Origin of the sequence: Peribacillus deserti (genome assembly GCF_016909175.1) — a bacterium.
Classification (GTDB): Bacteria; Bacillota; Bacilli; order Bacillales; family DSM-1321; genus Paraperibacillus; species Paraperibacillus deserti.
Genome location: NZ_JAFBFI010000003.1, coordinates 204,578 through 219,315, shown reverse-complemented (window position 1 = coordinate 219,315; position 14,738 = coordinate 204,578). Strand labels below are relative to the sequence as shown.

General features: G+C 41.9%; 13 protein-coding genes. 1 reads left to right on the top strand and 12 read right to left on the bottom strand.

Annotated features, from left to right (window positions below; translation table 11 throughout):
- Positions 1-644 precede the first annotated feature (644 nt).
- Positions 645-1,001 (bottom strand): GNAT family N-acetyltransferase, encoded by a 357-nt coding sequence (locus tag JOC77_RS05355; RefSeq protein ID WP_239558615.1) that lies wholly within the window; start codon positions 999-1,001, stop codon positions 645-647.
- Positions 1,002-1,402: 401 nt separating this feature from the next.
- On the opposite strand from JOC77_RS05355, the gene JOC77_RS05350 reads away from it, so the two are divergent.
- The gene (locus JOC77_RS05350) at positions 1,403-1,951 is read left to right on the top strand and encodes a GNAT family N-acetyltransferase (protein ID WP_204539771.1); all 549 of its coding nucleotides are present in this window, start codon (positions 1,403-1,405) and stop codon (positions 1,949-1,951) included.
- A 216-nt stretch (positions 1,952-2,167) separates the two neighbouring features.
- Here JOC77_RS05350 and JOC77_RS05345 read toward each other — a convergent pair whose 3' ends face one another.
- The 11 genes from JOC77_RS05345 to JOC77_RS05295 form a co-directional block, all read right to left on the bottom strand.
- On the bottom strand, positions 2,168-2,671 hold the full coding sequence (locus tag JOC77_RS05345; protein WP_204539768.1) for a GNAT family N-acetyltransferase: 504 nt from the start codon (positions 2,669-2,671) through the stop codon (positions 2,168-2,170).
- 4 nt (positions 2,672-2,675) lie between these two features.
- Complete coding sequence (locus JOC77_RS05340) at positions 2,676-3,686, bottom strand: glutathione S-transferase family protein (protein WP_204539765.1); 1,011 nt, start codon at positions 3,684-3,686, stop codon at positions 2,676-2,678.
- Between the two features lie 266 nt (positions 3,687-3,952).
- The gene (locus JOC77_RS05335; RefSeq protein ID WP_204539762.1) at positions 3,953-4,096 is read right to left on the bottom strand and encodes a hypothetical protein; all 144 of its coding nucleotides are present in this window, start codon (positions 4,094-4,096) and stop codon (positions 3,953-3,955) included.
- A 114-nt stretch (positions 4,097-4,210) separates the two neighbouring features.
- Complete coding sequence (locus JOC77_RS05330) at positions 4,211-5,644, bottom strand: GntP family permease (RefSeq protein WP_204539759.1); 1,434 nt, start codon at positions 5,642-5,644, stop codon at positions 4,211-4,213.
- A gap of 302 nt (positions 5,645-5,946) precedes the next feature.
- Positions 5,947-7,239: a histidinol dehydrogenase gene (gene hisD, locus JOC77_RS05325; protein WP_204539756.1), complete on the bottom strand. Its 1,293-nt coding sequence runs from the start codon at positions 7,237-7,239 to the stop codon at positions 5,947-5,949.
- Between the two features lie 340 nt (positions 7,240-7,579).
- Positions 7,580-9,040: a CoA-acylating methylmalonate-semialdehyde dehydrogenase gene (locus tag JOC77_RS05320; RefSeq protein ID WP_204539753.1), complete on the bottom strand. Its 1,461-nt coding sequence runs from the start codon at positions 9,038-9,040 to the stop codon at positions 7,580-7,582.
- 24 nt (positions 9,041-9,064) lie between these two features.
- Entirely contained in the window at positions 9,065-10,264 is a 1,200-nt protein-coding gene (locus tag JOC77_RS05315; protein WP_204539750.1) for an iron-containing alcohol dehydrogenase, read from the bottom strand.
- A gap of 145 nt (positions 10,265-10,409) precedes the next feature.
- A complete protein-coding gene (locus JOC77_RS05310; RefSeq protein ID WP_204539747.1) occupies positions 10,410-12,233 on the bottom strand; it encodes a sigma 54-interacting transcriptional regulator in 1,824 nt (607 codons plus the stop codon).
- A 661-nt stretch (positions 12,234-12,894) separates the two neighbouring features.
- The gene (locus JOC77_RS05305) at positions 12,895-13,602 is read right to left on the bottom strand and encodes a DUF4386 domain-containing protein (protein ID WP_204539744.1); all 708 of its coding nucleotides are present in this window, start codon (positions 13,600-13,602) and stop codon (positions 12,895-12,897) included.
- A gap of 60 nt (positions 13,603-13,662) precedes the next feature.
- Positions 13,663-13,887 carry a helix-turn-helix transcriptional regulator gene (locus tag JOC77_RS05300; protein WP_204539742.1) on the bottom strand — a complete coding sequence of 75 codons (225 nt, stop codon included), beginning with the start codon at positions 13,885-13,887 and terminating at the stop codon, positions 13,663-13,665.
- 1 nt (position 13,888) lies between these two features.
- On the bottom strand, positions 13,889-14,335 hold the full coding sequence (locus JOC77_RS05295; protein ID WP_204539739.1) for a hypothetical protein: 447 nt from the start codon (positions 14,333-14,335) through the stop codon (positions 13,889-13,891).
- Positions 14,336-14,738 lie beyond the last annotated feature (403 nt).

The window sequence follows — 14,738 nt, the reverse complement described above, 5'->3', positions numbered from 1 at the left end:
TTAGAAGCAATTTATTATAAAGGAAAGTCGCTATACATTCATAATGTTCCTTATCACCTATGTATGCATTGTAATCATAGGGATTATGTAAGTATGAAGAACATAAATCAACAAGCAGTATTAGCTTACGAGACTTTTGGAATAACATCTATTAACTACATCTAATTTGTCTTAACAATCCTCCTGGCTGAAGTAACTGGCTTTCCCAACCCTTATTCTTAGAAAAGAACAATGTTTTGCCTGTTCCCGATGCATATTGGGATAAAAATTCAGGATGGATTGAAACTATAACAAAGTATCTATTTTTGCCCTTGATTGGTATCTTTATCATCATTTATTTTAAATGGTTTACAAAGGCTCGTACTAAGATGGCTAAGATACTGAATTTAATGAGTTTTAATCGACAGCTTTCCTCTTTATTTTTTTTAGCTTCTTTTTTTCTTTTAGCTACGGTTATAGACCTTGAATTAAATAATGTTAAAGTTGGATGAATACAATTTAAACTAACGGACTCTTTTGCTAAAAAAAAGAAAAAGGATAGGGAAGCTTCAGGCTGCTTTCCCTATCCCTTTTTATCCTGCCTGAAATTTAATAAGCTAAGCCGCAGGCAATCCAAAACGTTTCCCCCTTAGCAGTCTTGCAGTCTATAGGACTAACTCCCACGTCTCACCAATCAAATCCTGTCCAAAACTATGATGATTCTCTTGAACTGCTAATGTGAATCCTTTTTTCTTATAGATGTGTCTAGCTTCTTTTAATATACTATTTGTCCATAACACTAGTTTGGTATATCCTGCGCGTCTTGCGAAAGTGATACATTCTTCAACAAGATGCGACCCTAATCCCAAACCACGTGCCTTTGGATCTACTAAAAGCAAACGCAGTTTAGCAATAGATTCACTGTCGGCTGCAACAAAAATACAACCCACAATTTCACCATTCAATTCAGCGATCCAGCTGCATTCACGTTCTGAGTTAAAATTTTTTATAAAGTCCGACATGATTGTTGAAACAAGAGCTTCAAAATCTTGATTCCATCCATATCCGTTTGAATAGAATTCCCCATGTTTCTGTATGACCCACTTTTCATCACCAGGTTCAAGCCGGCGCAGGGTATAAGGCTTTGATGATGAGCCATTATTCTGTTTTAGTAAATCTTCGATGGTGGATCCCCCCTCCTATTATTTGCTTTTCCATTGGTCTTAGAATTCAGCTATATATTATGTTATGCATATGTTTTGAATGAATGATGCTATGCAAAAAGTATAACATTAACTCATTTTTTTGCCTTTGTATTTTAAATCCTACATAAGTCTTCATTATATATTAAAATGATACTTATAAACCTTGTATGACATGATAAGGACCACTTTTTTAACGCTAAATAAAAGGAGAGAAAAAAATGAACCTGACTTATGAAATTATACCTGATGATAAAATAGAATATTGCCGGGATTTATGCAATGAGCTGATGGCCTTTCAAAAGTCGAAAGCATACATAACCCCGGAACGGTTTGACACAATGAATTTTGATACACGGCTGGTTCCTTCGATAAAAAGCGCCGTACATAATCAAACGGTTATTGTTAAGGATGATGATAAAATAATAGGGTATGTATATTCAAATGTTTCTCCGAAAGAAACCTATTCCAACGATTTTGCCACTTTTTTTGACCTATCCTCTGTTAGTCAAAAGAATGTAGGCTGTTTATCTCAATTTTATATTCAAGAAGAGTACAGACAATATAAAGTGGGATCTAAGCTTTTCAATTTATCCATGCAGTGGCTTGCCCAATTTGAGGATGTCGAAGATTATTTTATCTTTGTTTCAAATGGCAATGATCCAGCCCTCGAGTTCTATACACGAAAAGGTTTTTCTGTCAGCCATGAAATACTGGATGGATTTATAACCGTACTGCGGAGCAGAAAAAAATTAGCGGCAAAAATCTAGTTAATTGAAGTCAGAACATACATAACGTTCCTTAACAGCTGCACCAAACCTAGAAAGAAGATTGTTAGAATGGAAGAAGGTTATACGTATTTTTTGCATCTGTGGCCATTGATAGCCCCATTAGACACCAGCCAAAAAGATTAAATGATACTGTATTTAAACAGAGAAGGGCACATAATCAAAAAGTGCCCTTTTTGAGTTTCACTTTTTGGAAACTCACTTCAAATGGAGCCGATATGCTTTAACGATAATCCCATCATTCGCCGGCTCAAAATCAAATTGCGGCAGACGTTCAAAACCAAGGTTTTCATATAAGTTCATGGCATTTGTCATAAATTCTCCGGTATGCAGACCAATGGAATGATGACCCTGAGCTTTCGCCCGCTTAATACATTCGGAAACAAGTGATGAAGCCACTCCTTTCCCCCTCGCCTCCGGACTCACGGCCAGCATACGTATCTCCGGGTAATCCAGCTCGTCAACATACCCTTCATAGGCATCGCTTTTAGCAGGAAACAATACCACACTGCCCACAATTTCCCCCGCCAATTCAACCACAATTCTCTCTGCACCTGTTTGGACATCGGCCTCTGAGGAAATGGCCTGCTTAAGAGCATTCCAGTGCTCTGCCGGTATGTTTGCAGCATGCTCCTGATAAGCTGCAATTCTTTGTTCGCGGATATACGGCAATTCATTTTCTGCAGCATCGCGTATTATCATGGCTTCACCCCTCTCTATGAATTAAAAATTTCTCAATTCTTTTGCTTAACGCTCCCCGGTTATGCTCGGAATGAAGTGCTGAAAGATCCGGTCCTTTTGGAAGAATAGTTTTCGATTTCTGATCATCGCTGGCAATATGCTTAGAAAGATGATAATGAACTTTGATAGCCTGGAAATCAGTAGTATCTCCAAAACCAGGGGTTTGATATAAGTCTCGGATATACCCCCATAGGTTCTTGAAATCCACAATTCGATTGCGATTCGTCTTAAAGGCTGAATAATAAGCTGCATCAAACCGGATTAAAGTGGCATACAACCGGACATCGGAGTCGGTTATAAAGTCTCCGAATAGAAAACGCTGCTTGCACAGACGTTCCTCTAATTCATCCAATCTAGCAAACAGAGCATCATAAGCCTCCTCGTATGCTTCCTGTGAGCGGGCAAAGCCACATTTATAAACACCGTTATTTACATCTTCAAAAATGGTATGGTTAAAAGCATCGATTTCAGCGCGCAGATGTTCCGGGTATAAATCAGGAGCATGATCTTTATGCAGCGGTTTCCATGTTGTTTCTAAGTAGTTTGTTAGTTTAAAATAGTCATTGTTTACGACCTTCTGCTCTTTAACGTCTACTATAACGGGAACCGTTGGCCGCCCGCTGTATCCAGGGTCTGTTTTTTTATAAATTTCACTCATATAACGAACCCCAAGAACTGGGTCCACACCCTTTTCGTCTAAAGAAAATTCCCAATCTGCATGAGGAAGATCCGGTCTCATCGGACTTGCAGTTCCTAGACTTAAAGCATCTTCAAGACCAAGGACACTGCGGACAATCACTGAGCGGTGCGCCCATGGACATACAGCAGACCATAGCAGCCGGTACCGGCCAGCCTCTACCGGAAGTTCTCCTGCTCCTTCTCCAAAAGGTGCGGTAAACCGGTTGACCTGGCGGTTAAATGATCCATCTTCTTTTATTTCAGCTTCTAATCCTGCAGCTGTTTTCTTTTCTGACATAATATTCACCTCGCATTTTATAAATCTATTATACCAGCCGGAAGGGTTTTCCAACTTAAATTAAATTTCACCAAAATAGATGGGTTTTTGATAGAAACAATAGTACTTGCGTTTCCTGATATTGGCTAATCTGAATGTTATTGCCATTTTAATAAAAGGACTTTTGATAAAATGGCTTTTCTTTAGATAACATAGAAATACCCGAACACTGCCCACTTATAGCAGTTGTCCGTTATTCGGATTAGTTCTGGAAGATCAGCTTTAATTTAGAGCTCCTCTAAATCCTTCTTAAGCCAGGAGATTAATTCACTTTCCCGCTTTTCATTCATCTTATCTGAAAAGGATGCCGGCCATTCATAGAATCCCCTCCCATTCTTCTGCCCATAACTCCCTCCGTCAACAAGGCTCAAAGCCCTTTGCTGCCCCCGGTGTCTAAAATTCTTTGGCCGTTAAGGTCAGAAAAATAGCCCATATTCATTCCTCCTAAAAGAAACAGGACACTAAAAAGTGCCCTGACCAAGTTCCTAGATTAAACCTGTTAAAGAGTAAACTCCGATAATAAAGAATACGGCAACGGTTTTAATAATGGTAATTGCAAAAATATCGCGGTAGGATTGCTTGTGTGTCAGGCCGCAAACTGCCAGCAGCGTGATAACTGCCCCGTTATGCGGCAATGAGTCCATACCGCCGGATGCCATGGCAATAATACGGTGCATAACTTCCATAGGAATGCCGGAGGATTGGGCAGCTGCCACATATTTCTCACCCATAGCGGCAAGTGCAATACCCATACCACCTGAAGCCGAACCAGTGATACCTGCAAGTACGTTTGTCGTGACAGCCCCATTTACAAGCGGATTCGTAAAGGTCTGTGAAATTCCGTCACGGACTACTCCAAAGCCAGGAAGTGAAGAAATAACGCCTCCGAAGCCATATTCAGAACCAGTATTCATAGCAGCAAGCAAAGCACCGCTAATTCCAACATTTATACTAGTTTTAAAATCGACAGCTACTCCCTTGAAGTTAAAGGCAATTGTGGCTAAAATCCCAATAACAAGCGCAAGTTCAACAGACCAGACCCCAAGAACGGTTGAAAGTTCCACTTTTCCAAATGCATCAAGGCCGATACTCGTAAAATCAAATCCATTCGGATACCATTTAGGAATAGAGACTGTAAAGAATTTGTTCATGACACCAACAAGAACCAGCGGTACAAACGCAAGAATCTGGCGAAGCGGACTTTCCACTTCTGAAGTGAAGGAAGGAACATGTGCCAAAGGAGCTTTTTCTGCCGCTGCTGCTATTTCTCCTCCAAAGCCAGAATAGCCTTCTCCTGCTGCTGCAGCTTTCTTGCGGCGTGATTCAAGATATAGCATTCCAAGAACAAAGACAAAGACCGTACCGATTATACCAAGAACAGGGGCAGCATAAATGTCCGTTTTGAAATAGGAAGTAGGAATAACGTTTTGTATTTGTGGTGTGCCCGGCAAAGCATCCATCGTGAAAGAAAGCGCTCCCAAAGCAATCGTGCCTGGAATAAGGCGTTTTGGAATATTAGCCTCTTGGAACAGCTTTGCTGCGAACGGAAAGGCAGCGAATGCAACCACGAAAAGGCTAACGCCACTGTAGGTTAAAATAGCAGTCATAAGTACAATAGCCAGCATGGCTCGTTTCGCACCTACTGCTCTGACAATGGTTTTTGCAATAGAGGCTGCAAGTCCGGATGTTTCAACAACTTTACCGAAGATTGCACCTAACAGAAAGACCGGGAAATACAACTTGATGAAGCCCACCATTTTTTCCATAAAGATATTGGAAAAGAACGGCAGTACGTGTGATGGTTCGGTAAGAACTACTGCAAACAAAGCACATAAAGGAGCAAACAAAATAACTGAAAATCCTTTGTAGGCTATAAACATTAAAAGTCCAAGTGCAAGCAAAATAACTACCAATTCCATATAGTTCCTCCTTATTGATCTTGTTCCGGTACGTTAAAGCAGCTATGAAGCCGCCAATACTTGTTCTGAAACTGAAAATATTTCAGAACTATGATGCGGTTTGAAAACCGCTGCAATGTTTAATGATAAACCTTACGAGTCCTGTTAAAAAGAAGAAAAGGAATAATTTAGCGATAAACGCTTTATGTAAAACCTCAATATATGGGGCGGCTTCCGAAAATCTGCCGCCCTCTGTTTTTATTTATCCCATCGACACGGCCTTAATAATATAGCTTTACCAAGAACGCTTTTTAGTCTTTTTATTACTGATGCACGGATTCCTTTTTATATCGGCGGACACGGAGAAGAGCTTGTTCGCGGTGTCCAGCAAAGTTTTCAAGGTCACAAAGACGCTCAGCATATTCGCCAATCTTGGCGCTTGCTTCCGGTGTTCTAATTTCCTGATATGTACAGGTTTTAAGGAATTTGCCAACCCATAATCCTCCCGTATAGCGTGCTGCCCCTTTTGTCGGAAGAGTGTGGTTCGTTCCGATCACCTTATCGCCATAAGCTACGTTAGTTTCAGGCCCCAAGAACAGTGCGCCATAATTTGTCATCTTCTCAAGGAAGTAACGCGGATTCTCTGTCAGGATTTCAACATGCTCGTAGGCCAGCTTGTCCGCTTCGACAACTGCTTCTTCTATACTTTCGACTACAATGATTTTGCCGTATTCCTGCCAGGCAGTGCGTGCTACATCCGCGGTTTCAAGAGTTTGAAGCTGACGCTCAATTTCCTTTACCGTTTCATTGGCAAGTTCTTCAGACGTCGTAATCAATGCTGCTGGAGAAGTAGGTCCATGCTCTGCCTGACCGAGCAGGTCGGTAGCCACGATTTCAGCATCTGATGTTTCATCTGCAATTACCAGGACCTCTGTTGGGCCTGCAAGAAGATCAATGCCCACACGGCCGAATAGCTGGCGTTTTGCTTCCGCAACAAACGCATTGCCTGGACCTACGAGCATATCAACTGCTTCAATTGTTTCTGTTCCAAGCGCCATAGCTGCCATGGCCTGAACTCCGCCAAGGAGATATATGTCATCGGCACCAGCAAGAGCCATTGCCGCTACTGTAGCCGCAGGGACTTCACCGTTAATAGGCGGTGTGCATGCGATCACCCGCTTTACACCTGCCACTTTGGCAGTAAGTACGCTCATGTGTGCTGATGCTACCATAGGATATCTTCCTCCAGGGATATAGCAGCCTACACTGTTTACGGGGATATTTTTGTGCCCCAAAAATACACCTGGCAGCGTTTCGACTTCAATATCCCGGAGAGCTGATTTCTGCGCTTCTGCAAAACCGCGGATCTGAGCTTGTGCAAACTTAATATCATTAATGGTATCTTCCGGAACACGGCTGATGATTTCTTCAATTTGCTCCCGAGTGAGCTTAAAGCTGTCAGGTGACCATTTATCAAATCTCTCTGAGTAGCTTCTTACTGCATGGTCTCCATTGTTTTCAATATCCTCAAGAATGTTTTTTACCGTTTCGGATACCTGTACCGCCTGGACAGCAAGTTCTTCCTTGGTTTTACCTATTTTAAGATATTTCGCCATATAGCTCTCCCCTTTTTTAGAACTTTTCGGGCGGCTGGCCTGGAAAGCAGCCGCCCGCGTTACAGCTTTGCTCGATTCTTGTATGGTGCTCGCATTCTCGTAAAGCTGCTCGCATTTTCTGTTTTTTTGCTCGCATCCTGGCTGCTTGTGCTCACAAGTACCGCGGTTGCTCGGTTATCTATTTTTCTGCTCGCATTCTCGTAAAGCTGCTCGCATAGTCTAATTTCCACTCACAATATATTGTCTTTAACTCCCAATTATCCAAAATGCTCGCTATCTGCAGTACTGCTCACACTTCCTATGCTGCCAGTTACTCTTTATAGCTTTCTAGAATTCCAGCTTAGTATCTGGCTGTAAGCATTTTTTTGCGAGTGAAGAATTCAACTCCATCACGGCCATTTGCATGAAGATCGCCATAGAAAGATTTTTTGTAGCCAGAGAATGGGAAGAATGCCATTGGTGCAGGAACACCCATATTAACTCCCAGCATTCCGGCATCAATGTCTTCACGGAATTGGCGTACCGCTTTTGCGCTGTCTGTAAACAAACAGGCACCGTTTGCGAATTCTGATTCGTTGGCAATGCTGATTGCTTCAGTCAGGGTTTCAGCTCGTACAACGGAAAGTACAGGTGCAAAAATTTCATCCTGCCAAATTTTCATTCCTGGTTTTACCTTATCAAAAATGGTTGGGCCAACGAAGTATCCTTCTCCAGACACGGCATCATCCTTGCGTCCGTCACGGACAAGGATTGCTCCTTCCGACTCACCAATTTCAATATATTTTACAGTACGTTCCTTATGGGCATCACGGATTACAGGACCCAGGAAGTTACCTTTTTCAAGGCCATTGCCGATCTTCATTTCTTCACAGGCCTTAACTAAGCGGCTTACCAATTCATCTGCTACATCCCCGACAGCAACAACTACTGCACATGCCATGCATCTCTCACCTGCAGATCCGAAAGCAGCTCCAATAATATTGGTAACTGTCAGGTCGAGGTCTGCATCCGGGAGAACAATTGAATGGTTTTTCGCACCGGCAAGAGCTTGGACACGTTTTCCGTTTGCTGCAGCTGTTTTATACACATACTCTGCTACCGGCTGGGAACCGACAAATGATACAGCTTTAATATCCTTGTGATCCAAAATGCCGTTTACCACATCATGCGCACCGTGAACAACATTTAGTACGCCGTCAGGCAGGCCTGCTTCCTTAAACAGTTCAGCCAGGCGGTTTGCCAAGTGGGGCGTGCGTTCCGATGATTTTAAAATAAATGTATTTCCGCAAGCAATAGCAAGCGGGAACATCCAGCATGGGACCATCATCGGGAAGTTAAATGGAGTGATACCGCCGACAACTCCGATAGGATAGCGGTACATTCCGGATTCAATTCCAGTTGCAATATCAGGAAGCTGGGTTCCCATCATAAGTGTAGGTGCTCCTGCCGCAAATTCTACACATTCGATGCCCCGCTGTACTTCTCCGTATGCTTCATCGAAATTTTTTCCGTTTTCCATTGTGATCAGCTTTGCCAGCTCATCCCAATGATCAATTAAAAGCTGCTGGTAGCGGAATAGAATCCTTGCCCTTTTTGGGACAGCCACGTTTTTCCATGACTGGAATGCTTCCTTCGCAACCTCAACCGCTCTATCAAGGTCTTCACGGCTTGAAAGAGGAACATATGCAAGTACTTCTCCTGTTGCCGGGTTAGGCACTGCCTCTGTCTTATCTGACTTCGATGCGATCCATTCTCCCCCGATAAAGTTTTTTAGTGTTTTCGTTTCTACTGATGCTGGCATAAATATTTCTCCCCTCTGTTCTAATTAGTTTCCAACCGTCTCAAGAACGGCGAAATCGTAGTTATAGCACATATGATACAGTTCAATAATTTCATCTAAATCGGGCACCCTTGGATTATTGTCAGGACTTCCGCTGGCAAGAGCATCCTTAGCCATCTTGGAAGCAACCTCTTTAAACTTTCCACTGTCCAGTCCGTATGTTTTCATATTCGGAATATGAAGGTCAGCGCAGAGCTTCTTGATCTCATTAACCGTTACATTAGCGAGATCGTCATTTGTTAACGTTTTCAAGTCTGGCCTTAAGATTTTTCCGATTTCTGCAAGGCGGTCCACTGCACTGTCTTTTGTAAATTCAAGAACAGCTGGAAGCAGCATCGCATTCGAGATGCCATGTGGAACGTGGAACAAAGCACCAATCGGGCGAGACATTCCATGGACCAGGGCAACTGATGCATTCGTGAACGCCAGACCGGCTTGCATGGAGGCTAATGCCATTTTCTCTCTTGCTTCCTTGTCTTCTCCGTTTATGTATGCCGCGCGCAGATTGCCCACAATCAGCTCAATAGCTGAAAGTGCCAGAGTATCTGTCATAGGCTGGGCATGCTTTGAGATATAGGCTTCCACCGCATGGCATAAAGCGTCAACACCCGTTGCAGCTGTCACGTTCGGCGGTGAAGAATAAGTAAGTACAGGATCCACAATCGCCATTTCAGGAAGAAAGGCAGGATTCTTAATCATCATTTTGATATCATCTTTTATATTGGTTATAACCGTAACATTTGTTACCTCAGAACCAGTTCCGGCTGTTGTGGGAATCGCAATCAACGGAATTGGTTTTTTATCGACCGGCCTTTTGCCTCCGATAAATTCACCGATGTAACCGCCGTTTGTAGCGAGAACTGCTACAGCTTTTGCTGCATCGATACAGCTGCCTCCGCCGATGGCTACAATTACATCACATTGGTTTTCGGTGCATATCTTTAATGCCTCTTCGACATGCACATCTGTCGGCTCGGAATTCACTTCCAGATATTCTACATGGGAAATGCCAGCTTCATCGAGCAGATCCTGGCATTTTTTCACGTTGCCGATTTTCTCCATAATGCGGTCACTGACAATAAGCGCCTTATTTCCAAGAATTGAAACCTGCTCACCGAGTTTTGATAATGAATCATTTCCGTAAAAAACGGCTCCCGGCATTCGAAATTCTGCAAACCCTTTCAAAACTTTCGCCTCCTTTGACTGTACATTTACTATACTTGCAAGAAGCGTGCCAAAATGAAAAAAGGGGAGTTTATTGCAGTTTCCTGACATAACGTGTCCGATTAATCACACACTAGTGTCCGGTAAGTGTATGTTTTTTCGGACACTAGTGTATATTATGCTTCTTTAATTTTTCATAGAGGGTAGACCTCTGAATTCCGAGCTTTCTTGCAGCAGCCGCTTTGTTCCCGTTTGTTTCCGACAGCGTCTTTAAAATTAACTCTTTTTCCTTTACAAGCACTGAATTTTTTACCTTTTCCAAAGGTGCGTCATCCATATTGCTGAACTGATTAAGAACAGGCTGCGATCGTTCCATAGATAAACTCTTGAAGTGTGAAGGAAGATCATCCGGCATGATTACACTAGAATCAGAGAGACTTACCAGCATTTCAACTGTATTTACCAGTTCCCTTACATTTCCAGGCCAAGGATAGGCAGCCAGCACAGACATCGCTTTCTCTGAAAACTGTATATCCCCAAGCCCAAAGCGATGACTAAAATGTTGTAAATGGTGAGTCAGGAGCAAAGGGATATCTTCTTTCCTTTCCCTAAGCGGCGGAATCGCCAGTCTAATAATATTCAATCGATAATACAGATCCTCCCGGAAATCACCTTCCCTGACCATTTCTTCAAGGCGGCGGTTGGTGGCGGCGACAATTCTTACATCAACCTGGTGCTTTGACACTCCCCCAACACGCTCCACTTCACGATCCTGCAGAGCACGCAATATTTTCGCCTGCATTAATGCAGGCATATCACCAATTTCATCCAAAAACAGGGTGCCTTTATGAGCAAGCTCAAATTTACCAGGCTTGCCCCCTTTTTTTGCACCTGTAAAAGCGCCCTCCTCATACCCGAATAATTCTGCTTCCAAAAGATGTTCAGGAATGGCTGCACAGTTTACACTTATAAACGGCCCTTCTGCATAGGCGCTTAATTTATGGATGGCATTGGCAAACATTTCTTTTCCTGTTCCACTTTCACCGGTAATCAATACGGTAGACGGTGTGCTTGCCGCCTTTCTTGCAATTCGTTTCACTTGCTGCAGCTCAGCACTATTGCCGATGATTTCAGTAAATCCCCCATATATCTGCGGCGCGGTTTCCTTAGGCAGAAGTTTTTGTGTTACCTGACGGGAGAGCTCCTGCATTCTTCCAAGAATATTGTAAAGCTCGGTTACTCCTTGAAAAATCAGCATTCCAATCGCTCCGATTACTTTTCCATCTCTCCAAATGGGTATGCGGTGAACAACCATATCTTGTCCCTGTATCCGCTGGATGTACCCCTTCTCGGCAACCCCTGTCTGAATGACAAAATGGAGGCGGGTATTTTCAATGATGGAAGTTACATGCTGCCCGATGGCCTCTTCCCTTTTTTTTCCAAGGAAACGGGCATAAGCTTCATTAAATTCACGTATGATTCCATTTGTATCAATCACAGCAATGCCCTCATAAGCCGTTTCCAAAATCGTATTAAGAATGGTGGCAGAGTGTATGGTTTCCTGAAGTTCATCTAAATGGAAGGAGTAGGAACGCAAAATATCCGTCCTGGTTAATATTCCAGCAAGCTTCCCCGCTTCATTAAGAACCGGCAGGCGGCCAACCGGCATACTAGAGGCGTTTTTAATCGATTCATTTTCTCCAACCGTCACCACTGACCTTGTCATAACCGCTGATACAGGAGAATCAGGTGACACTCCCTCCAGAAAACACTTCATAAGTTTTGATTTTGTAATCAGGCCGACGACGTTTCTTCCATCATTTATAACAGGCAGCCCATCGATGCGATGCTGCCCGAGCAAATCTATAACCACTCTTAATGATTGATGCGGAAACACATAATGCGGGTTTGGGGTCATCCACTTCCATACCGGATCCGCATTTTTTATTTCTTTAAGTACTTGGGATGTGTGCTCATAATCTATCAACATTATTTCCTCGCCCCATTTTTCAAAAATAGAAGTTGATATTATTGTACACTAAAAAATTTTACTATTCTCTTTATTCAAAATAGAATGATAGAGTTCTTCAGATTGTGGGTTACTTGCAGTCTATTGACAGAAAATAAGAGAGAACATATTCGCACACGTTTGTAAGGAGTGCTCTTGATTCAATCAAAAAAACTCAACCTGTAGAGGTTGAGTAAAGGGTTTCTTAGATAAAACGTATGTATAAGCAGTTTGGAATCGTTTTTGAGAAAACCAATTAACTGTAAAGGGAAAAATAATCTTCAATCTCTTTTTTTGAGTTTATTATAAAACAGGATTTCCATAAAAAATGGTTATTGATAAATTTTATTACGATTCCAGGAGGACACTTAGTAGGTAAAACAGATATAGCTCTGCCTTTGTACACATTGCCCCTACCTTATTAAATGATCTAGGAATACAAGCCTGATAAAATTAAGTAAAAAGATAGCTCTAACCAGATAGTTTGGTTAGAGCTCTGTATAATTTTATTATTTCTCCAAATCGAGGACTGTTCAGTCGGTTTTAGTGAGGACCCCTGTGCTTACCTTGTATGAAACAATTCAATTTTTAAAATATCTTTACGAATATGAAAGTGGTGAATGCGGTTCATTAAATAGCCGCCTTATGCCGTCTTTTTTGCTGATATGGAAGCAAGTGCAGATTCATTAAATCCTTTAACGATGAGCCATACTGCTAAAATCATTTCATTAGCTGCTACTGGTATCGCAAAAATCGCACCCCATACAGAAACTTGAGGAAATACACCGAACATTACTAACAAGGCACAGATAAAGATAAGAGCTGCCCCTGTCATACCTAAAATTGGTATAAACCTGGGTACGAGCCTGGTTTTATAAAATATAAAACTGTACATCATCGTATTTAAACCTAGCATGAAATTGGGACCAAGCAAAAATGTCCAGTCATGAATTGCTTTTAGTGAAGTACCTGATGCTTGAAAAGAGGCGATATCCGAGGATCCTGCTGCTACAAATTCCCGGCTTAAAGTCAATAGGGCCAGTATGCTGATTGCACCAACAGTAATGACAATTGCTTCAAGAAACCTGAAGCAAACATGCCAAAGAGCTATAGTTTCATTATATTTTCTTAAAATTGGAAACATGGTAGTTGCAGTACCAATCGCTGCTACGACAAGAAGTAACTCCATAACGACTCCAAGTACCACCTGGTTGGCGTTTTCGGAACCATTAATCAGGTAATCGGGACCTATTAAAATAGGACGTTTTAATATAAGCCCCATTACCGATGTAACGGCTGCAACTATAAACAGTACTCCCACAATTTTTGCTGCTTTTTTGTTTGAATTCATTTTATATCTCCCCTTGTTTTAATAAATTCATAAACGGTAAAGCAAAAACCATCCTAGTTCTTACAGCTTTGTGTTGTCCCCATAAAAGAATACCTCTTCTAATGGTAAGTTAAAGGCGTGAGCAATACGAAAAGCGAGTTCTAGAGATGGGGAGTAGTTTCCCTTTTCGAGTGCCACGATGGTTTGCCTTGTTACGCCCGCCTTGTCAGCTAACTGCTGCTGGGTCATTTCATCATGGTTGAATCGTAATTTTCGGATGTGATTGCCGACAAGATTTTTGCCCATATTAAACTCCTTTCCGATAGTGATAAAGTTTTGTAACCGAGCCGGTCACATCGGATATGAATCCCGAAGTGATTAGGATCATGAACATCACCTGTGACGGCTGATAGATAATCAGAGAACCCATTGCAAGAAGAAAGCCGACAATAAACACAAAAAAAGAATTTCGGTTTGCTTTCAATTCTATTAACTTATCCAGTTCATCCGCAAATGATGGTTCCTTTTCTTTGGTCGTAATTCTGAAGATGATGTTAAAAATAATGCTAATAATGATATGCGCGATTATTGTAACCAAAGTCAGGATGAGGACGAAGGAACCCCAAAAGCGAAAGGTCTCGGTGGACTCCAGTCCCCACTCGGGAAACTGCGGATACATGTACAAGCAATAAGAAACGAAAATGAGTATGGCGCTGATCAACGTAACGATGCTCTTCTTTTCTTGATAGGTCATAGTTTACACCTCCTGTATGTTACATTATACATTGAGTAAAATTATATATACATAATGTAATATAAACTATACATTAAGTCAACTGTTGGTTACATAAATAAACCGGACAACGCCAAAAGGACAGTTTTCCGGACTTCAGTTTGGGGAATTTTTGAAAAAAAAATAACACATTACAGCATTTGCGGAGCAGCAAAATATCAACAAACAGCAGACCAAGGCTGCACATATAAGGTTTTGATTCTGGTACACTATGAGCCCTCTAAGACCGTGTTTCTTTCTTTATTTAATTAAGAATTTTGCAAAATAGCCTGTTTTAAAAGGCTCAGCTTGTAGAGAAACGGATATTTTCAGCCATATTTTATATTTTAGTTCCTCTGCTCCGCATAAATAGAAAAAATCCCCG

Excerpts from the sequence above, each read along its gene's own strand:
- JOC77_RS05300 (WP_204539742.1), bottom strand. The coding sequence starts at position 13,887 with ATGGGCAAAAATCTTGTCGGCAATCACATCCGAAAATTACGATTCAAC.
- JOC77_RS05320 (WP_204539753.1), bottom strand. The coding sequence starts at position 9,040 with ATGCCAGCATCAGTAGAAACGAAAACACTAAAAAACTTTATCGGGGGA.
- JOC77_RS05355 (WP_239558615.1), bottom strand. The coding sequence starts at position 1,001 with ATGTCGGACTTTATAAAAAATTTTAACTCAGAACGTGAATGCAGCTGG.
- JOC77_RS05330 (WP_204539759.1), bottom strand. The coding sequence starts at position 5,644 with ATGGAATTGGTAGTTATTTTGCTTGCACTTGGACTTTTAATGTTTATA.
- JOC77_RS05295 (WP_204539739.1), bottom strand. The coding sequence starts at position 14,335 with ATGACCTATCAAGAAAAGAAGAGCATCGTTACGTTGATCAGCGCCATA.
- JOC77_RS05345 (WP_204539768.1), bottom strand. The coding sequence starts at position 2,671 with ATGATAATACGCGATGCTGCAGAAAATGAATTGCCGTATATCCGCGAA.
- JOC77_RS05340 (WP_204539765.1), bottom strand. The coding sequence starts at position 3,686 with ATGTCAGAAAAGAAAACAGCTGCAGGATTAGAAGCTGAAATAAAAGAA.
- JOC77_RS05350 (WP_204539771.1), top strand. The coding sequence starts at position 1,403 with ATGAACCTGACTTATGAAATTATACCTGATGATAAAATAGAATATTGC.
- hisD (WP_204539756.1), bottom strand. The coding sequence starts at position 7,239 with ATGGCGAAATATCTTAAAATAGGTAAAACCAAGGAAGAACTTGCTGTC.
- JOC77_RS05305 (WP_204539744.1), bottom strand. The coding sequence starts at position 13,602 with ATGAATTCAAACAAAAAAGCAGCAAAAATTGTGGGAGTACTGTTTATA.
- JOC77_RS05310 (WP_204539747.1), bottom strand. The coding sequence starts at position 12,233 with ATGTTGATAGATTATGAGCACACATCCCAAGTACTTAAAGAAATAAAA.